General features: G+C 47.1%; 21 protein-coding genes. 11 read left to right on the top strand and 10 right to left on the bottom strand.

Going from position 1 to position 21,353, the window contains the following annotated elements; translation table 11 throughout:
• The first annotated feature begins 259 nt into the window (after nt 1–259).
• Nucleotides 260–1,027, top strand: coding sequence for a class II glutamine amidotransferase (locus tag E4Z61_RS12455; protein ID WP_135323047.1), 768 nt, complete (start codon nt 260–262; stop codon nt 1,025–1,027).
• On the opposite strand, the gene dpaA is transcribed toward E4Z61_RS12455, so the two are convergent.
• Entirely contained in the window at nt 998–1,738 is a 741-nt protein-coding gene (gene dpaA, locus E4Z61_RS12450; protein WP_135323046.1) for a peptidoglycan meso-diaminopimelic acid protein amidase, read from the bottom strand. The genes E4Z61_RS12455 and dpaA overlap by 30 nt on opposite strands.
• A 348-nt stretch (nt 1,739–2,086) precedes the next feature.
• On the opposite strand from dpaA, the gene E4Z61_RS12445 reads away from it, so the two are divergent.
• Nucleotides 2,087–2,848, top strand: a complete 762-nt coding sequence (locus E4Z61_RS12445) for a C40 family peptidase (protein ID WP_135323045.1) — start codon at nt 2,087–2,089, stop codon at nt 2,846–2,848.
• A gap of 38 nt (nt 2,849–2,886) precedes the next feature.
• On the opposite strand, the gene flhA is transcribed toward E4Z61_RS12445, so the two are convergent.
• From flhA to E4Z61_RS12410, 7 genes are read right to left on the bottom strand one after another with little or no spacing between them, the layout of a single operon-like run.
• Nucleotides 2,887–4,980, bottom strand: a complete 2,094-nt coding sequence (flhA, locus tag E4Z61_RS12440; protein ID WP_135323044.1) for a flagellar biosynthesis protein FlhA — start codon at nt 4,978–4,980, stop codon at nt 2,887–2,889.
• A complete protein-coding gene (gene flhB, locus E4Z61_RS12435; protein ID WP_135323043.1) occupies nt 4,964–6,103 on the bottom strand; it encodes a flagellar type III secretion system protein FlhB in 1,140 nt (379 codons plus the stop codon). The genes flhA and flhB overlap by 17 nt, the downstream gene beginning before the upstream one ends.
• Nucleotides 6,093–6,875 carry a flagellar biosynthetic protein FliR gene (fliR, locus tag E4Z61_RS12430; protein WP_135323042.1) on the bottom strand — a complete coding sequence of 261 codons (783 nt, stop codon included), beginning with the start codon at nt 6,873–6,875 and terminating at the stop codon, nt 6,093–6,095. Before fliR ends, flhB begins: the two co-directional genes overlap by 11 nt.
• Nucleotide 6,876: 1 nt before the next feature.
• Complete coding sequence (locus E4Z61_RS12425) at nt 6,877–7,149, bottom strand: flagellar biosynthetic protein FliQ (RefSeq protein ID WP_045440110.1); 273 nt, start codon at nt 7,147–7,149, stop codon at nt 6,877–6,879.
• 2 nt (nt 7,150–7,151) lie between these two features.
• The gene (gene fliP, locus E4Z61_RS12420) at nt 7,152–7,910 is read right to left on the bottom strand and encodes a flagellar type III secretion system pore protein FliP (protein WP_135323041.1); all 759 of its coding nucleotides are present in this window, start codon (nt 7,908–7,910) and stop codon (nt 7,152–7,154) included.
• On the bottom strand, nt 7,907–8,278 hold the full coding sequence (locus tag E4Z61_RS12415) for a FliM/FliN family flagellar motor switch protein (RefSeq protein ID WP_135323040.1): 372 nt from the start codon (nt 8,276–8,278) through the stop codon (nt 7,907–7,909). Before E4Z61_RS12415 ends, fliP begins: the two co-directional genes overlap by 4 nt.
• Complete coding sequence (locus E4Z61_RS12410; RefSeq protein ID WP_135323039.1) at nt 8,271–9,134, bottom strand: FliM/FliN family flagellar motor switch protein; 864 nt, start codon at nt 9,132–9,134, stop codon at nt 8,271–8,273. Before E4Z61_RS12410 ends, E4Z61_RS12415 begins: the two co-directional genes overlap by 8 nt.
• Before the next feature lie 591 nt (nt 9,135–9,725).
• Between E4Z61_RS12410 and E4Z61_RS12405 the strand changes: the two genes are divergently transcribed.
• Genes E4Z61_RS12405 through E4Z61_RS12365 form a run of 9 tightly spaced genes read left to right on the top strand, consistent with a single transcriptional unit; the run spans nt 9,726 to nt 19,539 of the window.
• On the top strand, nt 9,726–10,712 hold the full coding sequence (locus E4Z61_RS12405) for a sigma-54 interaction domain-containing protein (RefSeq protein WP_135323038.1): 987 nt from the start codon (nt 9,726–9,728) through the stop codon (nt 10,710–10,712).
• 47 nt (nt 10,713–10,759) lie between these two features.
• On the top strand, nt 10,760–11,122 hold the full coding sequence (gene fliE / locus E4Z61_RS12400) for a flagellar hook-basal body complex protein FliE (protein ID WP_135323037.1): 363 nt from the start codon (nt 10,760–10,762) through the stop codon (nt 11,120–11,122).
• A 4-nt stretch (nt 11,123–11,126) separates the two neighbouring features.
• Nucleotides 11,127–12,806, top strand: coding sequence for a flagellar basal-body MS-ring/collar protein FliF (fliF, locus tag E4Z61_RS12395; RefSeq protein ID WP_135323036.1), 1,680 nt, complete (start codon nt 11,127–11,129; stop codon nt 12,804–12,806).
• Nucleotides 12,784–13,800, top strand: a complete 1,017-nt coding sequence (locus E4Z61_RS12390) for a flagellar motor switch protein FliG (RefSeq protein ID WP_135323035.1) — start codon at nt 12,784–12,786, stop codon at nt 13,798–13,800. Before fliF ends, E4Z61_RS12390 begins: the two co-directional genes overlap by 23 nt.
• A gap of 3 nt (nt 13,801–13,803) precedes the next feature.
• The gene (fliH, locus tag E4Z61_RS12385) at nt 13,804–14,514 is read left to right on the top strand and encodes a flagellar assembly protein FliH (RefSeq protein ID WP_135323034.1); all 711 of its coding nucleotides are present in this window, start codon (nt 13,804–13,806) and stop codon (nt 14,512–14,514) included.
• Nucleotides 14,507–15,847, top strand: a complete 1,341-nt coding sequence (gene fliI / locus E4Z61_RS12380) for a flagellar protein export ATPase FliI (protein WP_135323033.1) — start codon at nt 14,507–14,509, stop codon at nt 15,845–15,847. The genes fliH and fliI overlap by 8 nt, the downstream gene beginning before the upstream one ends.
• Before the next feature lie 2 nt (nt 15,848–15,849).
• Nucleotides 15,850–16,290 carry a flagellar export protein FliJ gene (gene fliJ, locus E4Z61_RS12375; protein WP_135323032.1) on the top strand — a complete coding sequence of 147 codons (441 nt, stop codon included), beginning with the start codon at nt 15,850–15,852 and terminating at the stop codon, nt 16,288–16,290.
• Nucleotides 16,291–16,330: 40 nt separating this feature from the next.
• Complete coding sequence (locus E4Z61_RS12370; RefSeq protein ID WP_135323031.1) at nt 16,331–18,397, top strand: glycosyltransferase family 9 protein; 2,067 nt, start codon at nt 16,331–16,333, stop codon at nt 18,395–18,397.
• An 8-nt stretch (nt 18,398–18,405) separates the two neighbouring features.
• On the top strand, nt 18,406–19,539 hold the full coding sequence (locus E4Z61_RS12365) for a hypothetical protein (RefSeq protein ID WP_135323030.1): 1,134 nt from the start codon (nt 18,406–18,408) through the stop codon (nt 19,537–19,539).
• A gap of 57 nt (nt 19,540–19,596) precedes the next feature.
• Here the strand turns inward: E4Z61_RS12365 and E4Z61_RS12360 are convergent, their stop codons facing one another.
• Nucleotides 19,597–20,295: an acylneuraminate cytidylyltransferase family protein gene (locus E4Z61_RS12360; RefSeq protein ID WP_135323029.1), complete on the bottom strand. Its 699-nt coding sequence runs from the start codon at nt 20,293–20,295 to the stop codon at nt 19,597–19,599.
• Nucleotides 20,292–21,344, bottom strand: coding sequence for a nucleotidyltransferase family protein (locus E4Z61_RS12355; protein ID WP_135323028.1), 1,053 nt, complete (start codon nt 21,342–21,344; stop codon nt 20,292–20,294). Before E4Z61_RS12355 ends, E4Z61_RS12360 begins: the two co-directional genes overlap by 4 nt.
• Between the last annotated feature and the right edge of the window lie 9 nt (nt 21,345–21,353).

The raw sequence follows: 21,353 nt of genomic DNA, 5'->3' as shown, positions 1-21,353 counted from the left end.
AGGTGCGTTGGCTGCACTCAGAAACCCCAGTCACATAGTTATCTATGCTCCTGGGGATTTAATGAGGGACATCCATGTCCCTCACCGAAGGCAGCCTTTGGCTGTTCAAATTCGTTCCAGACGAATTTGTCCTTCCCTTGCCGCCTACCTGCAACTCGAATTATTTAGGGTATAGGAGGCGGTTTTATTTGCTACTTTGAATCCAAACTGGCTGCAACAATTACGCCTTCCCGCTTTAAGGCGTTTGTGGAGGTGATGTATGTGCGAACTGCTCGGGATGAGCGCCAATGTGCCAACCGATATCTGCTTTAGCTTCACCGGGCTGGTTCAGCGTGGGGGAGGTACTGGGCCGCACAAAGACGGCTGGGGTATTACGTTTTATGAAGGTAAGGGCTGCCGTACGTTTAAAGATCCGCAACCCAGCTTTAATTCGCCTATCGCCAAATTGGTACAAGACTATCCCATCAAATCCTGCTCCGTGATTGCCCATATTCGTCAGGCGAATCGGGGGGAAGTGGCGCTGGAAAATACCCATCCGTTCACACGTGAACTGTGGGGACGCAACTGGACCTATGCCCATAACGGACAGCTCGGCGGCTACAAATCGCTGGAAACCGGTAATTTCCGCCCGGTCGGTGAAACCGATAGCGAAAAAGCGTTCTGCTGGCTGCTACATAAACTGGTTGAGCGGTATCCGCGCACGCCTGGTAACATGGCTGCGGTGTTTAAATATATTGCAGTGCTGGCTGGGGAATTGCGTGAGAAGGGCGTCTTCAACATGCTGCTGTCCGACGGTCGCTACGTGATGGCCTTCTGTTCGACCAATCTGTTTTGGATCACGCGTCGTGCGCCATTCGGCGTGGCAACGTTGCTGGACCAGGATGTGGAAATCGATTTTAGCTCAGAGACCACACCCAATGATGTGGTCACCGTGATTGCCACTCAACCGCTGACGGGCAATGAAACCTGGCAAAAGATTATGCCTGGTGAGTGGGCGCTATTTTGTCTCGGGGAGCGTATAGTTTGATGCCAGCTGCGGCTGGACGACTTCATGACTCAACGGCTTGCTGACGACGTAACGGCCATCGATGACGGAAACGGTCGGTGGTTTACGCGTTTGTTCAAAGTAATCGTATCCCGGTTTTAGCTGCGACCAGAACTCTTTGTAATACGAAAACTTATGGCGTTGCATGTTGGCGTCAGTCATGCGGAATGGGTAAATGCTCACCTGAACGCTGGACTGGCCGAACACCAGAGCACCGGTGACAAACTGGAAGATCTCATCAATGCCATTGTCGGTCATCGCATAGCAGCCGACGGAAACACAGGCACCGTGGATCATCAGGTATTTACCTTCGTAGCCGTGAGCGCGGTCGTAGGCGTTAGGAAAACCGATGTTAATCGCTTTATAGAAGCGGCTATCCGGTTTGAGCTGCCCGCGCTGTACGCTGTAAAACCCTTCCGGGCTTTTAAAATCACCCTGACGTTGTTTTGGTCCTAACCCGCCGGAATAGTTACAGATCTTGTAGCTGTCGAGCAATTGATACTGTTCGCCCATCTTGACGTAAAGATCCAGCGTGCGTTCTTCTTTGAAGATCTGAATATAGACAGGGGAACCCATCAATTGCTGCTTATATTCTTTGCTGACAGGCGTGGTTGGGCTGCTACTGCTCAGCAAACCGGCAAATGAAACGCACGGTAATAAAAGCATCGCAAGAAAAAATGCGATTTTACGCATACTGCTTATTCCTTGATAAAACGGTTACACACGCCAGGACGGCAAATAGAGTCCCCAAATCGGATAAATCTGGATTTGGAGCGCTCACATTAGCACCAAGAGAGTTTTTCGCAAGTCTCTCGTGCAGCGTTTACACTTTAGTTTTTCTTTATACGGAAAATTGCGCTTAAAGGCAGTCAGACACTGGCCTATTTTGCTGGTTGCCGTACTTCATTTCCTCTTATTAATGCAGAATGGCTAATGTATTGAATTTAAAAAATTAATTATTTAATAATTGAATATTAAAACGGAACTCCCAGTAATAGCGGTAGACTGCGGCGAACGTGTTTGATCAGGTATTCTTTTTTCATGTCATTTGCCACTGCACCCCGACGCCTTTTGCCGGGTCTGCTGTCTTTGTGTGTTGTGTTTTCACTACCGTCTGTAGCCAAAGTTCAGCCTTCCTTATCCGACGCGCATGTAAGCTATGCGGCGCATGAGCGTATGCGTAACCGCGCCCGACTGTTGAAGCAGTATCACACACGGTTAAAAAAGCAGGCGAGTTACATTGTGGAAGGCAATGCGGAAAGTAAAAAAGCGCTACGTCTACAGAACCGGAGCCTCATTAAGCAGCACCCAGAATGGTTCCCCGGTCCGTTAAAAGCCAGCGATCATCGTTGGCAAGAACTGGCTGAGAACGATCATTTTCTTAGTAGCGATCATTTGCACAACATCACTGAAGTGGCTATCCATCGTCTTGAGCAGCAACTGGGTAAACCCTACTTGTGGGGAGGGACGAATCCTGAAGACGGCTTTGATTGTAGTGGGCTGGTGTTCTACGCCTACAATAAAATCCTGGCGGCGAAACTGCCCCGTACAGCGAATGAAATGTATCACTATCGGCGGGGGACGATCGTCGCTAACCGTGATTTGCGTCGCGGTGATTTACTGTTTTTCCATATTCACAGTCGGGATATTGCCGATCATATGGGCGTCTATTTGGGGAAGGGACAATTCATTGAATCGCCACGTACCGGCGAAACGATTCGGGTAAGCACGTTGTCCGAACCTTTCTGGCAGGATCATTATCTCGGTGCCCGTCGTATTCTTACCGAAAATACAATTCTTTAATAAAAAAGGCGGCACCTAAAATGCCGCCTAATCCAGCGTTAGCTCAACGCCCCCATAATTTTTAATTCCAGCTCATCAGGAACTTCATTATAAGACAGCACCTGTAACCCCGGTGCGAACAGGCGTGCGTACCGTGCTAACAGTGGACGTAACTGCGGAGCGACCAACAATACCGGTTCTTTACCTGCTGCTTTCATTTGTTCTTTTATCTGCGGCATATTGGTCTGGAACTGATTAAGCATATTCGGATCGACCGGTACGCTGTCGAGCATCACTTTGCCACTTTGCTGCGCCTGATTGACCACGTTTGCCAACAAATTCTCTAACTCGTTATTGAGCGTATATACCGCCAACTCATCTTTGCGCACAAACGGATGGGTAATACTGCGACGAAGCGCCAGGCGAACATCTGCCGTCAAAAGAATATGATCCTTAGTGATGGCGCTACTGGCGACCAACACAGTTGCAATCGTTACGATATCGCGTAATGAAACGCCTTCGATAAGCAGCGTCCGATAAACCTTCAACAATTGGCTGTAGTTCAACGCCGCGCTGAGATCTTCCGCCAGCCGAGGGGCCATTGAAGACAGTCGGTTGTGCAACTGGGTAATATCGTCGTAATTAAACAAGTCGGGAATATAGCTGCGAATGACCTTATTCACATGCGTGGCAATAACGCTGGCGCTATCAATGACCTGATACCCCATATTTAACGCTTTTGCTTTTTGCGCCGGGGCTATCCAGGTGACGGGCATGCCGTATGCCGGATCGTGACCTAAAACACCATCAATCTCACCATAGGTTTCGCTGGACGGCAGTGCCATCAGCTTATCCGATGGGATATCTGCTTCATCTGCCTTAATGCCGTTTATAAAAATGGCGTACTGGCTGGGCTTGAGCCTGAAGTTTTCACGGATGCGGATTTCAGGTAACAAAACGCCATTGCTATCCGAGATAACTTGTCGCACGCCACGAATACGTTGGGTCAGCGGGTTTCCTTTGGATTTATCTACCAGCGACACCAACTTATATCCCAGACTCAAGCTAATGGGTTCAATCAGCGGAATGGTTTCCCAACTGACCTGTTGCTCGGTGGTTTCAACGATGGTTTTGGTCAGCGTTTCGAGGTTTTTCTCTTCAGTTTCGGCGACTTTCGGGCGCTTGCTCATACGCCAGGCAGTAAACCCCAGCAGAGCAGTGAAAATCAGGAACGGAAAGTGAGGCATCCCGGGCACAACCGCCAGCACGAACATAATGCTGGTGGCGGTATACAGCACGGAAGGGCTGGCCAATAGCTGGCTACGCACATCAGTCGCGATATCACCGCTGTCGCTCACGCGGGTAACGATGATTGCTGCCGCCGTCGACAGTAACAAAGATGGGATCTGAGCAACCAGGCCGTCACCGATGGTCATCAGTACGTATTGCTGGAACGCGGCTTCGGCGCTTAAATCATATTTAAAGATCCCTATGCACACGCCGCCGATCAGGTTGATCGCCAGAATCATCATCCCGGCGATGGCGTCACCACGCACGAACTTCGACGCACCATCCATTGCGCCATAGAAATCCGCTTCACCCGCCACGTCTTTACGTCGCGTTTGCGCCTGAGCCTGGTTAATCAACCCCGCGTTCAGATCGGCATCAATCGCCATCTGCTTACCGGGCATGGCGTCCAGGGTAAAGCGGGCAGACACTTCGGAGATACGTTCCGCACCTTTGGTGACAACGATAAAGTTGATGATCATCAGGATGATGAACACCACAAAACCGACCACAAAGTTACCGCCGATCACCACCTGACCGAAGGACTCAATCACTTTACCGGCTGCACCTGCGCCCATATGCCCATGCAGTAAAACCACGCGCGTTGACGCCACGTTCAGCGTCAGTCGCATCAGGGTGGTTATCAGCAAAATGGTCGGAAACAGGCTGAATTCAAGCGGTCGTTTTGCGGAAACGGCCACCAGCAGCACCATCACCGCCAGCACGATGTTGAAAGTGAACAGAATATCCAGCAGGGCAGGCGGTAACGGCAGGATCACCATCGCCAGAATACACAGGATCACCAGCGGCACGCCGATATTACCGTTACGCAGCAGTGCCAGAAATTGCTTAGTTGTCTTCGGCATCCAGTTTAAGAACCTCTTTTGGAATGGAAATATGTCTGTTCAGTGAAGGGCGTGCCTGTGAACCGTCACGCCAGTGTTTCATTTGCAGGACATAGGTCAGAACGTGGGCAATCGCCCGATAAAGTTGAAACGGAATTTGTTGATTCACCTGGGTGGTGTAATAGACCGAACGTGCCAGCTTTGGAAATTCGACGATTTCAATTTTGCTCTCTGTCGCCACCTGGCGAATATACAGCGCAATTTCGTCCGTCCCTTTTGCGACAACGAAAGGCGCGGCGGCGCGCGATTGGTCATACTGAAGTGCCACGGCGTAGTGCGTCGGGTTAGTGATCACCACATCGGCTTTCGGTACAACTTTGCGAATTTGTCCCATCGCCATTTGACGCTGTAAACGGCGGATCCTGGCTTTAACTTCCGGCTTACCTTCCTGATTTTTATATTCTTCCTTAACTTCCTGTTTGGTCATCTTCAGCCCTTTGGTGAACATTTTCTTAGCCAAAGGAACGTCGATCAGGGCGAAAAAAATAAACAGGATGACGAAATTGCGCATCACGCTGCTATATAGCGACAAACCATCGACAATCGCCTGCTTAAAGAACAACTCCTGTAACCCGAGAAACGCCGCGAAGTTATTGCGCAGGCTAATCCACAACATGACCAAAAGGACCAGTGCCTTCAGCGTCATCTTGCCGGTATCAACCAGGTGGTCGGTTGAAAGCAGACGCCCGATCCCTTTGAGCGGACTTAACTTGCTGAAGTCCGGTAAAATTTTCTTCGGCAGGAATAACCATCCGCCAGGTACCAGTGAGGCAAACAGGGCGGCGACCGGCATCGGTAACAGCGTCAGGATAAATTTCGCTAAAATCAGCAAATGATGTTCAAGGAACTGACCGATGATGTCCGGGTCATTAATGTTCTGCGCGTACTGATGCACGCTGATAAAGCTTTCGCGCACGAAATCTTCATACCAGGGGAAGCTGCTGGAGATCACCATAAACGCGGCAAACAGACTGGCGGCAAGCCCCATGTCCTTTGAGCGCGGAATCTGCCCCTCTTGTCTGGCCTTGCGAAGTTTTTGCGCCGAGGGTTTTTCTGTTTTTTCTTCGCTGCTGCTATCTGCCATAGTGGCCCTTCAGCGCGTCAAGTTGCTGTAAGACGAAATTCGCCAGGTGCAAATAGTGGTCGGGCAGGTTGTAAAGCAAGGTCGCAAAGCAAACCAGCCCCGCCAGCATATTGATAGGAAAGCCCAGGGAATACAGGTTGAGCGGAGGCGCAATGCGGTTAAGCAGGCCAAAACAGCCCTGTACAACCAGCATGATAAAGGTGGTTGGCAGCGCCAGCAGTGTGGCTGCGGCGAACACCCAGCCCAGCGCCAGGGAAATGGTGCGAAGAGATTGTGGATGCAGCGCATTGCCAATCGGCCAGTAGGTAAAGCCTTTGAATAAAATACTCACCAGCAGCAGATGCCCGTCCATCGCAAAGAACAGGATTACCGCGTAAATGTTGATCATTTCCGCCAGTACCGTCGTCGATGCGCCGCTGCTGGGATCGTTCATCACCGCCATGCTCATCCCCATATTAAACGAGAGGATTTGCCCCGCCAGTTGCAGCGCCAGAAACAAAAACTGCAGCATCAGGCCGAAAAGCATGCCCCACAGGATCTGTTCCACGCTCAGAATAATACTGTTCATCGACAGCAGGCTGGTGGGAACGGGATGCGGGATCAATGGGGTAATGATAAAAGCCAGCGCCAGCGATAAAATAATGCGTACACGCACCGTCAGTGCCGCGTTATCCAGTACCGGCGCGTAGCGAATAAACGCCATAATGCGCACGAAAGGAAACCACATGCCCAGGATCAGGTTACTTAGCTGCGTAATGTCTGTTTCGCGCATGTCAGTGCACCAGAATGGCGGCCTGAGTGAACAGATGCACACAGAGATCGCTCAACTGGACGATCATCCATTTCCCGCAAATCCCCAATACCGCGAGGGTAACAATCAGTCTGGGTAAAAAGCTGAGCGTTTGTTCGTTAATCTGCGTGACCGCCTGGAAAATGCTGACCAGAATACCGACCAGCAGGCTGGGAACGACTAATACGCAGACCAGGATAATCACGACTTTTATACCGCTGGCGACAATATCAGCTGCTACATCAATAGTTAACATACTTATCCCAGGCCCAGACCACGAATACTGGAGGTGAGCGTACCGACGGTAAGCCCCCAGCCATCAATAAGCACGAAGAGCATCAGCTTAAAAGGCAGAGAAACGATCAGCGGCGATAGCATCATCATCCCCATCGCCATCAGCACGCTAGCAACGATCAGGTCGATCACGAGGAACGGGATGTAAATCATAAAGCCTATCTGAAAGGCTGTTTTCAGCTCGCTCAGCACATAGGCAGGAACCACAATGGAGAGATCCTGATCGGCGGCATTCCCTTTCACATTGGCAATCGTCATGATCTGTGCGATCGCTTTTTTGTTCGTCTGCGCCAACATAAAGCGCTTCAGGGGGGAGGCAGCGGTGCTCAGTGCGTCAGGAAGCGTGATCTGGTCGTTTTCAAACGGTACTACGGCGTGATCGTAAATGTTGAGCCAAACAGGGCGCATAACCAGCATGGTTAAGGACAGCGCAATGCCAAGCAGGATGCGGTTAGGCGGTGTCTGCTGCAGGCCCAGCGCCTGGCGCAGCAGAGAAAGAACAATAATAAAACGTGTAAAGCAGGTCATCATTAGCACCAGAGTCGGCAGAATGCCTACCAGCGTCATCAGAAGCAGGACCTGAATTTTGACGCTGTATTCCTGGCTGTTACCGTGCGAGATCACATTCAATAACGGGATATCTCCCCCTTGCGCGCAGGCAAAAGGGGGCAGTAGAAGTATAGAGATACCCAGTATGAGAGTGAGTTTTGGTGCGATTTTCATGGTGCCAGATCGTTGATTTCATGAGTGTTGAATTCAAGGACGCGCAGGCCATATTTTTCATTGACCACCACCACTTCGGCCTTGCCTAACAGGATATTATTCACCTTAATATCCAGCGGTTCGCCCGCGAGTTTGTCCATCTCAATGACGGTATCATCATCAATGTTTAGCAGGTCGGACAGCATGACCTCCACTGAAGAGACTTCCAGCGTTAACGTCACCGGAATGCGTTTGAGTAGCGACATGGACTCGGAAAAACGATCCTCTAACCGTGCGACCAGCTTTTCGGTAACCGACGGTGCTGGCGAGGAGCTGGCTTCAGGGGCTAATTCAAAACCTTGCTCTAAAATATCTTCTTGCTTACTCATAGGATTTCTCAGTCTTATTCGTTAACTCGGATAAAAACAGTTTGTCTTTATCTTCTACGATCAGGGCATTAAATAGTTCGGATTTCCCGATATAAACAGGGAAACTATCAGGCATCGCAATAGGTAAAATGTCTCCGGGCTTAATCGTTGTCAGGTCGGCAACGTTTAAGGGGATCTCTGCAATCTTGACGTTCATTGTCAGCGGTAGTGTATTAATGATTTCTTTTATCAGCGTTTTTTTACGCGCATCGGCATTGGTTTTATCAATCTGCTTTTTTTTATCACCGTGCTCGCTACGACGAATTAAGTTCAGAATGTAATCAGTGTGTGAATCATCCAATAAGATCCTAAAACTGCAATTTTCATCATCACCTAATATAAATGTTAGTTGATAGGCCCAATGCGTTTGGACGGTACTGCTATCAGGTTTGAGCGTCAGTGGAATGCCTGATGTATTCTTATTAAAAATGAGATTGCTAATATCTTGAGCCAATCGACTTTTCAACCGGGTTTCTGTTTTAGTCGGTAAATCATCCTGTGGATTTTCATCGCTAAGAGATGATGCTAAACCATAAAAGTTGCCTAACAGCATTAACAATAATGCGCGATCGATATCGAAGGCCAGATGGCCGACCTGAGAAACTAATAGTTCAGCGCTTTTATTGATAACATCCATCTCACAATGTATTTTTCGGAGTGTTATATTTGTGCGATGTTTTTTCAGAAAATAGTTTCCGAGATGTGATTCAATTGTATCAAAATTACCTGTGAACATAGTCGGTAAACGATGATATGGACGCCCAAGCCGGTTTCCTTCAAGTTTAAAGATCCCGGGCGTTTGACTATATTTCAGCATGGTACACTTTCTCAGCTGTAATTTTGGGGGCGGATGAATTGATATCAAATCCCGCAGTTATCAAAGTAAATACAAATCCATTTAATTTATTGCTCATCCTTGACGCTATTCTCATATTGTTGGAGTCCATTAGGTACGGAATGCGTTGCCTACGATCTTCTCTGATGTAGGGCTGGATATTAGATAGTTTGTCCAGTTGCTCTGCAAGTTATTAATGGTGTTGAACTGTAATTAAAAAATAATTAATTGCGTAAGTGCGATGCCTCCCTCTTTTCGCGCTATCCCCTTTATCTCGCTTTTGTGCTTGTTTTTCATGCTCATTATTTTATAAGTCATTGTTTTTTATGTGATAATATTTTTATTATCTTTTAATTTAAGATTGTTAACAGTACTAGTGGTAGTATTTTTTTAGGAAAAACCTTACTTGAGTTTAGTCTTGAGTGGGCCGTTATTGAGATAACGGTAAAACATGAGCAAGGATGGGATTAAAACATGGCACGGGCGATATCTATTATTCGATGATTGTGCTTTGGAATGATTTGTATATTTCTCGTAACGGATGTTAACTTTACTTCTAAGTGTAAAATAATCATGTTTGAACTTATTGCCGAAGCGGCTTCCAGCATCAATGCCTTTGCGCTGGCCAGGCGTATTGCCGATTTTAATGTTCCTGTCCTTATTCATGGTGAAACGGGTACAGGTAAAGAATGTGTTGCAAAGTTTATACATTCTATTGCGTTTGCACAGGATCCATCCGCACCTTATATTGGTGTTAACTGTGCCGCTATTCCTGAGAATATGCTAGAAGCGACTTTGTTTGGCTATGACAAAGGTGCATTTACGGGGGCTGTGGCTACCGTACCGGGGAAAATGGAATTAGCCAATAATGGCACATTACTGCTCGATGAGATCGGTGATATGCCTTTGGCGCTACAGGCCAAGATATTGCGTGTATTGCAGGAACAACAGGTTGAACGTTTAGGCAGTAATCGGTTAATAAAACTTAACTTCCGTTTAATTGCTTGTACGAATAAAAATCTTGAGGAAGAAGTTGCTGCGGGTCGTTTTAGAGAAGACCTCTATTATCGTATGTCGGTTATTCCTGTAACCATGCCACCGCTTCGTGAACGTATGGAAGATATTATTCCATTGGCAGAATCCTTCATAAAAAAATACTCCACGGTGCTGGTCAAGAATATCAAACTCTCTGAGTCCTCACGCCGTGCATTACTCAGCTATGCATGGCCGGGCAACGTGCGCCAGCTTGAAAACGCGATCCAACGAGGAATGATCCTTAATCGTGATGGGGTGATTTATCCCGATACTTTAGGTCTGCCATCAGTGGGATCGGATTCCTGGAGCGAACCGGAATGGCAACCTAAACCAGGTCTGAAAATTACCCAAAGCGACAACCTGGGCCAGCATGGGCGTAGTGCACAGTATCAATATATCGCCGACCTGATGCATAAATATCAGGGCAATAAAACCAAAATTGCTGATTTATTAGGAATTACCCCGCGCGCACTTCGTTATCGTCTGGCGTCAATGCGAAAACAGGGAATCGAAATCTTCTCCTGAATCAGTATGTGGTACAGAGAGCGCATTTTTCATTTTAAGAGTAGGTCATGAGCATAAATACGATAGCCCCAGCCAGTACGATGCAGACGCAGATGATGCAGGACATGCAGCAGATGCAAGCGGTCGCCCAGGCACCCGTACTTTCGCCGATGCAAATTAACGCCGTCGGCGCGCAGTTGGCATCATCACCGGTCTCATTCGATCGTGTCCTGCAAGGCGCACTCAATCATGTTGATCAATTTCAACAGGTTGCTGAGCAAAAACAAACGGCCATTGAGATGGGGAAAAGCGATGACCTGGCAGGAGCAATGATCGCCAGCCAGCAGGCATCGCTATCGTTTTCCGCACTGGTGCAGGTACGAAATAAAGTCGCTTCCGGATTCAATGACCTGATGAGCATGTCAGTCTAACGCTATGAATGAATTAATAAAAAAACTCACTCAGTTTTTACCGTCGCTCTCTTTCAAACTCGATGGTAATAAACGACTGGCGTTACTGGCGGCAGCCGCTATTGCGGCCACGGCGATTATTGTCAGCGTGCTGTGGAATGGGAACCACGGCTATGTTTCGCTTTACGGTCGCCAGGAGAATCTCCCGGTTTCGCAGATCGTCACCGTGCTAGATGGCGAAAAACTGGAATACCGTATTGACCCTGAAAGTGGGCAAATTCTGGTGCCGGAAGACGCGCTGTCCAAAACGCGGATGGCACTCGCAGCCAAAGGCGTTCAGGCGATGTTGCCTAGCGGCTATGAACTGATGGACAAAGATGAAGTACTGGGAGCCAGTCAGTTTGTACAGAACATCCGTTATAAGCGGAGCCTGGAAGGCGAACTGGCGCAGAGCATCATGACGCTGGATGCTGTCGAAACCGCCCGCGTGCATTTGGCGCTGAATGAAGATAGCTCATTTGTTGTCAGCGACGAGCCGCAAAACAGCGCCTCGGTTGTTGTTCGCCTGCATTATGGCAGCAAACTGGATATGGACCAGGTTAATGCCATTGTGCATCTGGTATCCGGCAGCGTACCCAATCTGAATGCCTCGAAGGTCAGCGTTGTCGACCAGGCGGGAAATTTACTGTCCGACGGCATTGGCGCAGGTGAAGCGATTTCTGCGACAACGCGTAAGCGCGATCAGATCCTGAAAGATATCCAGGATAAGACCCGTGCCAGCATGGCGAATGTCCTCGACTCCCTGGTCGGACCGGGAAATTATCGGGTGAGTGTGATGCCGGATCTCGATCTGAGCAATATTGATGAAACCCAGGAGCATTACGGTGACACGCCGAAGGTTAATCGTGAAGAAACGGTGCTCGATAGCGATACCAACCAAATCGCCATGGGCATTCCTGGCTCGCTGAGCAACCGTCCTCCGCTGGCGGCAAATCAGATCGGAAATGGTGCCAATCCGAATGCACCAGAGGAACCTCGCGAACCTGCTGCCCTGTCGAAGCACAGTGAAAACAAGCGCGACTACTCCTGGGATCGCAGCGTCGAACATATTCAACATCCTGGATTTGATATTAAGCGCTTGAATGTGGCGGTGGTGCTAAACCAGAGCGCGCCAGCGTTGAAAAACTGGAAGCCGGAACAAACCACACAGCTGACGGCGCTGTTGAATAATGCCGCCGGGATTGATGCTAAGCGTGGCGATAATCTTTCACTCTCGTTACTCAGTTTTGTTGTGCAGGCAACCCCTGTCGAGCCAGTGCTCCCGTTCTGGAAGGATGACAGCATTCTGTCATGGGTTCGTCTGATTGGCTGTGGCCTGCTTGCTCTGCTGCTGCTTCTGTTTGTGGTTCGCCCGGTAATGAAACGACTGACGGCAGAACGTCGCAGGACGTCGACGCCAGAACTGGCGCTGGATGCCGTACCGATCGCTATTCCGGCGGATAAACCCCATTTTGCGGTCGCTGAAGATGAACGCAAAAATATCGAACTGCCTTCTTTCCCTGGCGACGACAGTCTGCCTTCGCAGAGTTCCGGTCTGGAAGTGAAGCTGGAGTTCCTGCAAAAACTGGCGATGAGCGACACCGATCGCGTAGCTGAAGTTCTCAGACAATGGATAACCAGCAATGAGCGAATTGACAACAAGTAACGGCGGAAACAACAGCTACCTGGAACAGGCCGCAATTTTATTGCTGTGTCTGGGCGAGGAGGCGGCAGCCACGGTGATGCAGAAGCTCAGCCGCGAAGAGGTGGTTCGTCTGAGTGAAAATATGGCGCGTCTGTCTGGGGTGAAAACCAGTATGGCGAAAAAAGTGATCAATAACTTTTTTGATGAGTTTCGCGAGCAGAGCGGCATCAACGGTGCGTCGCGCTCCATGCTGCAAGGGATCCTCAATAAAGCACTGGGGACCGAAATCGCAAGCAGTGTGATCAATGGGATCTACGGCGATGAGATCCGCTCCCGAATGGCGCGTTTGCAATGGGTAGAGCCGCGTCAACTGGCGATATTGATCTCAGAAGAACATTTGCAACTGCAGGCCGTATTTCTGGCCTTTTTGACACCGGAAATCTCCGCCATAGTGCTGTCTTATATGAGCGAGTCGGTGCAAAACGAGATCCTCTATCGGGTTGCCAAGCTGAACGATGTGAACCGTGATGTCGTGGATGAACTGGATCGTTTGATCGAACGCGGGCTGTCGGTGCTGTCCGAACATGGCTCGAAGGTGAAAGGTATCAAGCAGGCGGCGGATATCGTCAACCGCTTCCAGGGCAACCAACAGCAGATCCTCGATCAGCTTCGCGAACGCGATGAAGACGTCCTCGAGCAACTTCAGGATGAAATGTACGACTTCTTTATTTTGAGTCGCCAAAGCGACGAAGTGCGTCGCCGTCTGCTCGACGAAGTGCCGATGGAAGACTGGGCGGTGGCGCTGAAAGGTACCGAAGCACTGTTACGTCGTTCTATTTATGCGGTGATGCCTAAGCGCCAGGTACAACAGCTGGAGGCGATAACTTCACGTCTGGGCCCAGTCCCGGTAAGTCGTATTGAACAAATCCGCCGCGAAATTATGGGGATTGCCCGCGAGCTTGAAGAAGCGGGTGAAATTCAGCTACAGCTTTTTGCTGAACAGACGGCGGAGTAAAGCATGGCGATTGAAACCATTCGTGGTCGTTACCGACTGCACCGCTTTCCTCCGCGTCAGCGTCATCTGCAGGCTGAACAGCTCACTCCGGGGATTACACCGGCGGATTATCAACGTCAGTTAATGGACGGTTTCCAGGAAGGGCTGCAAAAAGGCTTTGAACAGGGCATGACGGAAGGTCAGGAGCAGGGCTTTCAGGAAGGGCATCAAAAGGGCCACGAGGAGGGTACGCGCCAGGGATATACCGAAGGTAGCCTTGCGGGTCAGCAGGAAGGGCGTAAACAGTTTACCCAGGCAGCACAACCTCTGGACGGCATCTCCGGCAAAGTGAATGACTATCTGGCGCATATTCAGCGTAAACAGCGGGAAGACCTGTTGCAGTTGGTTGAAAAGGTCACCCGTCAGGTGATTCGCTGTGAACTGGCGCTGCAACCGACACAGTTACTATCGCTGGTAGAAGAGGCGATCTCGGCCTTTCCGACCACGCCCGAGTCGTTACAGGTTCTGTTGAGTAATGAAGAATTTAACCGTATCAAAGATGCCGCGCCGGAAAAGGTTACCGAATGGGGGCTGACGCCATCACCTGATTTGCATGCGGGTGAGTGCCGGGTGATTACCGATAAGTCCGAACTGGATATTGGCTGCGAACATCGGCTTGAGCAATGCATGACGGCACTTAAAGAGACACTGCTCCCGGAGCCGCAGGGTGAGTGACCTTTCCGTCTTTGACAACGCGCTGCGTTCTATTGAGTCGATACCGCTTGCCCGGGTTGCCGGGCGACTAGTGAGGATGAACGGCATTCTACTGGAGAGCGTGGGCTGTCCGCTGATGACCGGACAGTTGTGCCGCGTCGAAAGCGCCAACCATACGCTCATCGATGCGCAGGCGGTGGGATTTAACCGCGATATCACCTACCTGATGCCCTTCAAGCACCCCGTCGGTTTAATGGCGGGGGCGCGCGTATTTCCTGAAGAAAAAGCACAAGAGATCCTGATAGGCGAAGGCTGGTTGGGTCGGGTAGTTAATGGTTTGGGCGAACCGTTGGATGCCAAAGGACGCCTGACCGGTAATGACGTACTGCCACCGCAAGCGCCGTCTATCAACCCTCTTACGCGTCGGTCGGTGAATCAGCCGCTGGACGTTGGCGTGAAGGCGATCAATGGGTTACTGACCATCGGTAAGGGCCAGCGCGTAGGGCTGATGGCCGGGAGCGGTGTGGGGAAAAGCGTGTTGTTGGGGATGATCACCCGCCAGACTAAAGCAGATATCGTCGTCGTTGGGTTGATTGGTGAGCGTGGTCGTGAAGTGAAAGAATTTATCGATCACTCGCTGGGCGCGGAAGGGCTGGCAAAATCGATTGTTGTGGCTGCCCCAGCGGATGAATCTCCGCTCATGCGTTTGAAAGCGACAGAACTTTGTCACTCGATTGCCGCCTGGTTTCGTGACCGTGGTCATCACGTGCTATTGCTGGTGGATTCGTTAACGCGTTATGCCATGGCGCAGCGTGAAATTGCCCTCTCATTGGGTGAGCCACCGGCGACCAAAGGCTATCCTCCATCGGCGTTTGGCATGATCCCGAAGCTGGTGGAAAGCGCGGGCAACAGTGAAAGCGAAGGGTCAATGACCGCAATCTACACGGTTCTGGCTGAAGGGGACGATCAGCAGGACCCGATCGTTGACTGCGCACGTGCGGTACTTGATGGACACATTGTACTGACCCGCAAGCTGGCGGAGGCTGGCCATTACCCGGCTATCGATATTGGGCAGTCAATCAGCCGATGTATGACCCAGGTGACTCCCCATGAGCACCAACAGTCGGCTCGACTGCTCAAGCAAAACTATGCCGCCTATATGGAAATTAAACCGCTGATCCCGCTAGGTGGATATGTGGCAGGTGCCGACCCCGGCGTCGACAGGGCCGTTAAAGTGTTCCCCGCCATTGAGCGTTTTCTGCGCCAGGAAGTCAGTGAACCCGCCTCTCTGGAGCTGGTGCAAAGTCGTTTACAGACCCTTTTTCCGCTGGCAAAGAAAACGGAAGGTAAATAATCATGCGGCAAATTATTGATACCCTGGCGCAATTGCAGCGTCTGCGGGATAAATCAGTCAAAGACATGACGGTACAGTTGGCTAAGCAGCAGCAGGTTTGTACGGGGTTTGAAAATAACATCAAAGCTCTCGGCTATCTCATTCAAAAAACCGGTACCGGCGTTGATACCCCTTCTGTTGAATCACTCAAAAACGTGACCGGATACAAAGGCACGCTGCGCACGGTTATTGCCTGGCAAGAGCAGGAGAAAACGCTGGCTAAAATTAAAGAAACTCGCATCCAGAAAAACCTGATTGCTGCCGCCTGTCAGGAAAAAGTGGTCGCCATGACGCTCGATGAAAAACGGCACGATCTACGGGATGAAGTCTCCACGAAGGAGCAGAAGGCGGTGGATGAGGTTGCAACACAGTGTTGGTTAAGGCAGAAGATGCTGGGGCTGTAGCCATTACGATGAAGGTTGAGACATAATATCAGAGGTATTTTTGCGTAACTTAAATATTTATATATGGGGCAATGAAAAATATAACATTTATCATTTTATGGATTATGCAAAAAATTCAACTGATAATGATGTATCGTTGTTTTTTTTAAATAAAAAGCCTCGCGAATTATCCAATCAAAAAAATGTTTATATCTTTGATTATCCCGCGTATGTAACGCCTGCGTGGGTCGATGTCATATATGCTATTGCCGGTAAGATCGAGGCAACATCAGTGAGAGTTCATTCAGCAATTAGCTATTCTGAGACTATAAACTTTCCCTTGATAAAAGCATTTCATCAGAATGTCTTGACGGGGTTACAGTTATCATTTCATCTCTATGAATTTAATTTTAATGATATTGCTTATCGACAAGAGTTCAATAATCTTCTGAACAAAGGTTTGCACTATCATGAACACGTTAAAAATCTTAATAAAAAAGTATCGAATGATAGCAAAGAATGGAATGCTGTTTATAATTACCTTTTGGGCGAAATAATTGATGTACAATACTTTTTTGACGATTTCTATATAAATGCTAATACGACATTATTCTCGGCGCCATATTTCCAGTATATAAATAAAAGCGCTGCGATGTATGATAGCTCACTGATAATGAAAGTGTTTTCATTGTTAGAGCTGAAAATGAGCTTAGTGGATTTAATCAAGGAGATCGGTGAAAAGAAGAAAACACTTTTCTTTATCGACGATGGCGTTGATTTTCCTTTGAGTGAAGAGGGAAAAGATGCTTGCCTAATGAAAGAGATCCTTGAGCAGCATTTTGAATTTGTTTTTTTAATCAATTATACAGGAAACCTGGACAGTAAACGCCATCCAGGTGTAAATTTCATCCGCTTACCTGATATTCTTACTCTTGATTTATTGTCAGTTGCGGGCGTGTCTCCGAAATTTATTTATGGAATATGTTCATTGGCGCTATTTTCTTATACAAAAGCGGCAGTGCAAAAAATTTTCTTTCATGAACATAAACGATTCCCTGTTAATATTAAACTGAGCCATTTCATTCGTTCACATCACAGTGATAGCATCCCTTTTATATTTATTAATGAAACTCTGAATCTACTAGAAAAAGAGAAAACGGCGAAGCATATTTTCTCAATTGGTGAGTCGATGGGGGATGCACTTTTTGCGATTGGCAGTATGAATGAGCTTAGACATGAACTTTCTGGGGCATTTGTTCTGCTGGCACCGAAAATTTATCATGGACTGCTAATCATGTGTCCATATGTTGACGCCGTCTGGGCGTATGATGAGCTGGACAATAAAATGGAAGAGGATATCTATATCGCGAAAGTGCTGGGACAGTACCATACCCCGTGTTCCGGAACTCATATCTTCGCTGACAGGCATCAAATTGACTCAATTCTAGAAAACTATGGAAGAAAAAATGTCAGTAATGCTAGAAAAGAAATTGTTTTATCTTTAGATAATATAGATAAAAGCAAAGTCGATAGCTTTATTGAGACAAATAAATTAGCCGGTAAAGTGGTCTTAATTCATCCTAATGAAGGGGTTCCAAACAGAACCTGGCCTAAGACATCTTGGGAAAAATTGATCGAATTGTTCCTGAATGACGGTTGGTCCGTGGTGTTGATTGGTGCTAATAAGAATTTTTATGCACATAAAAAAACGGTAGAGATTGGAAATAGCAGAGTATTCAATGCAATTGATCGATTTACTATGGCTGAAACCGTCTATCTGATGACGAAATCATCGCTGCTTGTGGCCTGCGACTCGGGGCCTGTTGCGTTGGCTGCCGCAACTGATATTGCGATTTGTGCTATTTATTCTGTGGTACCGGGCCGCTATCGCCTACCGTATCGACATGGTTTTTTAGGTTGGAATGCGTTGGCGGTAAATCTGTCCTGTCAGTATGGGCACTGTGCTAAATATTATCTATCTGATACCCGTGGTACGTTTGATGCCTGGTGTCCAAACAATAAAACTTATTCCTGTATGACAGAATACAATGTGGATGATTTTTATCGCGAAATTAATCAGTTTGTAGCGTCAAAGAAATTTGTCGATCAACGTTATGATTGTCTCTAGAGTATACAATGAAAACCGTAAAACTGTATATTGAACCTGCATCATTGCCGCTGACTCAGCAGCTTTTGAATTACATCAGAAGTTATGAAGATGATAGTGTTATTAATATTGTGGCTTTTCAACGTTTAAAACTTAATATGGATTATATTAATAAGAAAAATACTGCTTTTATTGATAATATAAATATTGGTCTGAGTGAAAAATTAATCAAGATAGCGGAGTTTATCAACGGGGTTAAGCCGTTGCTGATTGAGATTCATACCAATATTCATCGTGAACGGGATATCCTATTTCCGTTGATGAAGTTGCTGGCGGTATCTTTCTCGCTTGTCGATATTAAGTTGCATCTCTATGATGATGGTTCCGGATCATTAATTGAGCGTGCGGCGATTGAATCACTAGACTCGCGAGAACTTGATCGACTGATGCTCAAACGCAGGGAGCAGTTGTTAGGTGTTTTGACTAGGGGAAGTAAGAAGGAATATGAATGGAATGTTGTTGATAACTATATTTGGCATTATATTCTCGATGTGACGTATTACTTCATTCCCCCACGATTAAGAATATCAACGAACGAATTTTATAAAAAATTAGAACAACATGTTATCTATTCTAATTTTAATATACAAGAACAGTATTCAGTAAAAGAGAAAGCACTTTTACTAAAACTGGTCAGTTTTCCTGTAGAGCTTTATAAAAAGTTGGAAAAAATAAAAAAAGAACCGGATGTGTTGTTATTTATTACCAGCTATTGTCCTGACCCGCTGAAGGTACTGACGTATCATCAACGACTGATTACGCTGATCAGCATATTAAAATCCAGTGGTAAAATACCCGACTCATCGAAAGTGATTTTCAAAGGGCACCCTGAGAATAGAAAATTAAATCACGAAATTTGTCTAGCGATAGGCTCAGATGTTATCAGAGTGCCAGATGAGATTCCTGTCGAATTTTTGAGTTCCTTTGATTTATTACCACGGAAAATTGGTGGGGAATTTAGTTCAACTTTTTTTTGCATGGAAGATATTAATGCTGAATTTATTATATTGAAAGGTGAGGAAAGCGATAAGGCTAATGAAATATTTTGTAATATCGCTAATAAGTATAAAGCTTTCGATACCAATAAAATAGTCTATATATAGTAATTGAAAATTAAGATGGTAAAGCAGACTGGACGACAAAATCGACTGTCTGTTTTGCTATTGTATTTTGGTCTGGGATATAATCGCTTCCGCTAATATAAAGTCTAATTCCTGGTCTATATCAATGGAGTTTTCTCTTTTCATTATATAAGCAAAGGTGTTTTTTGTGTATATCCCTGCAATGTTATCTGCGTATATTCTGGCGAAAATATAAATGGCACCATTCAATCGATAGGTGGTTTCCAGTTCTTGAGTTCGCTTGTTATCAGAAGTCTTGATGAAACCATCCATCCTTAAATCTGCGGATAGTGTATTACAAAATTGAATTGGATGGTCAGTTGGACATACTGAAATAATCGCCGATGCCTGTTTAGCATCATACAATGCCATTGCGTGAGAAATGTCACTTGCACTGCGTAAAGGTGATGTAGGTTGCAATAGCGTCACGCGAGAAACGTTACCAATATTTTCTTCAACCCAGGCGACGGCATGGCTGATCACATCATTGGTTGACGCCGTGTCTGTGGCGAGTTCTGCGGGGCGTAAAAAAGGAACGCTGGCACCCGCGATGCGAGAAATGTTTGCTATCTCCGGACAATCTGTGGTGACTAATACGAAATCGAATACATTACTGGCTAATGCGGCTTCAATTGTCCAGGTAATTAATGGCTTGCCGTATAAGTGTTTTATATTTTTGTTGGGTAAGCGTTTACTCCCCCCTCTGGCCGGAATAATGGCGATATTCAATGTGGTCATGCCAGTTCCTTTACATCATGTTGTGCTTTATTGAAATCGTCCATGCGACCGATATCTAACCAATATTCATGAAGTGGGTACATGAGTACGTCCTGTGATTCCGCGATTTGTTTATCAAGCAAAGAAGGCATGTCAATTTTTTGATATTTGGGGACGTTTAGGTATAACTCAGGACTGATAACATAAATCCCGGCATTAACAAAATATTGATACACTGGTTTTTCATTTATATCCACAATACGGTTACCATCACTGTTAATGACTCCATAGGGTATTTGGTGCTCATACTGCCTGACGCACATTGTGGCAATCGGTTTATGTTCTATATGAAACTCAAGTAGTCGGACAAAATCGGTATTTGTCAATACATCACCGTTAATCATAATTAATGGTAGTTTTTGGATGTTCTGGGGTAATAATCCTAATGCCCCGCCGGTTCCCAGTGGCATATCTTCATGTACATAATTTATATTTGCACCCCAGGCAGAACCATTGCCAAAGTAGTCAATGATTTTCTCTGGCATATAGTATGTCGATATATAGATGTTTTTAAACCCGGCCTTTATAAATTGCGTGAGTAATATTTCAAGGATTGGTTTATTACCGACTTTTAGCATCGGCTTTGGGCAATCATTGGTTAATGGACGTAAACGTGTGCCTAATCCTCCGGCCATAATAAATATTGGATTTTCATAGATGGGCTTTTGTACTGCTTGCTCCCAGGTTTCAAGCCCTAGTATATGTCCTTCACGATCCACCACGGGTAATGCCAGAATACTTTGCTTTTGCATCATTTTTAGCATTTGTTGATGGGGGGTGTTATCCGATACGGTTATCGGTTGACGATTCATTACTTGTGTTACGTTTTCATTAAGTGGCACATTTTTTAATATTGCTCGGCGGATATCGCCATCTGTGATGATACCGAGCAGTGTTGTATCCGTGTTGACAATTAAGCATATTCGGAGTGCACCTTCATTGATGACGGTGAGGGCGTCCAAAATGGAACTCTCAGGAGACAGAACGATTTTGCCCCAATTTTTTTTCATGCAGAATAC

This window comes from Citrobacter tructae (genome assembly GCF_004684345.1).
Lineage (GTDB): Bacteria > Pseudomonadota > Gammaproteobacteria > Enterobacterales > Enterobacteriaceae > Citrobacter > Citrobacter tructae.
Note: the sequence above shows the minus strand (reverse complement) of the source record. Positions and strands in the feature narration are given on the sequence as shown.

What these genes read in the sequence shown, in the direction of transcription:
- E4Z61_RS12455 (WP_135323047.1), top strand. Translation starts at nt 260, where the DNA reads ATGTGCGAACTGCTCGGGATGAGCGCCAATGTGCCAACCGATATCTGC.
- dpaA (WP_135323046.1), bottom strand. Translation starts at nt 1,738, where the DNA reads ATGCGTAAAATCGCATTTTTTCTTGCGATGCTTTTATTACCGTGCGTT.
- E4Z61_RS12445 (WP_135323045.1), top strand. Translation starts at nt 2,087, where the DNA reads ATGTCATTTGCCACTGCACCCCGACGCCTTTTGCCGGGTCTGCTGTCT.
- flhA (WP_135323044.1), bottom strand. Translation starts at nt 4,980, where the DNA reads ATGCCGAAGACAACTAAGCAATTTCTGGCACTGCTGCGTAACGGTAAT.
- flhB (WP_135323043.1), bottom strand. Translation starts at nt 6,103, where the DNA reads ATGGCAGATAGCAGCAGCGAAGAAAAAACAGAAAAACCCTCGGCGCAA.
- fliR (WP_135323042.1), bottom strand. Translation starts at nt 6,875, where the DNA reads ATGCGCGAAACAGACATTACGCAGCTAAGTAACCTGATCCTGGGCATG.
- E4Z61_RS12425 (WP_045440110.1), bottom strand. Translation starts at nt 7,149, where the DNA reads ATGTTAACTATTGATGTAGCAGCTGATATTGTCGCCAGCGGTATAAAA.
- fliP (WP_135323041.1), bottom strand. Translation starts at nt 7,910, where the DNA reads ATGAAAATCGCACCAAAACTCACTCTCATACTGGGTATCTCTATACTT.
- E4Z61_RS12415 (WP_135323040.1), bottom strand. Translation starts at nt 8,278, where the DNA reads ATGAGTAAGCAAGAAGATATTTTAGAGCAAGGTTTTGAATTAGCCCCT.
- E4Z61_RS12410 (WP_135323039.1), bottom strand. Translation starts at nt 9,134, where the DNA reads ATGCTGAAATATAGTCAAACGCCCGGGATCTTTAAACTTGAAGGAAAC.
- E4Z61_RS12405 (WP_135323038.1), top strand. Translation starts at nt 9,726, where the DNA reads ATGTTTGAACTTATTGCCGAAGCGGCTTCCAGCATCAATGCCTTTGCG.
- fliE (WP_135323037.1), top strand. Translation starts at nt 10,760, where the DNA reads ATGAGCATAAATACGATAGCCCCAGCCAGTACGATGCAGACGCAGATG.
- fliF (WP_135323036.1), top strand. Translation starts at nt 11,127, where the DNA reads ATGAATGAATTAATAAAAAAACTCACTCAGTTTTTACCGTCGCTCTCT.
- E4Z61_RS12390 (WP_135323035.1), top strand. Translation starts at nt 12,784, where the DNA reads ATGAGCGAATTGACAACAAGTAACGGCGGAAACAACAGCTACCTGGAA.
- fliH (WP_135323034.1), top strand. Translation starts at nt 13,804, where the DNA reads ATGGCGATTGAAACCATTCGTGGTCGTTACCGACTGCACCGCTTTCCT.
- fliJ (WP_135323032.1), top strand. Translation starts at nt 15,850, where the DNA reads ATGCGGCAAATTATTGATACCCTGGCGCAATTGCAGCGTCTGCGGGAT.
- E4Z61_RS12365 (WP_135323030.1), top strand. Translation starts at nt 18,406, where the DNA reads ATGAAAACCGTAAAACTGTATATTGAACCTGCATCATTGCCGCTGACT.
- E4Z61_RS12360 (WP_135323029.1), bottom strand. Translation starts at nt 20,295, where the DNA reads ATGACCACATTGAATATCGCCATTATTCCGGCCAGAGGGGGGAGTAAA.
- E4Z61_RS12355 (WP_135323028.1), bottom strand. Translation starts at nt 21,344, where the DNA reads ATGAAAAAAAATTGGGGCAAAATCGTTCTGTCTCCTGAGAGTTCCATT.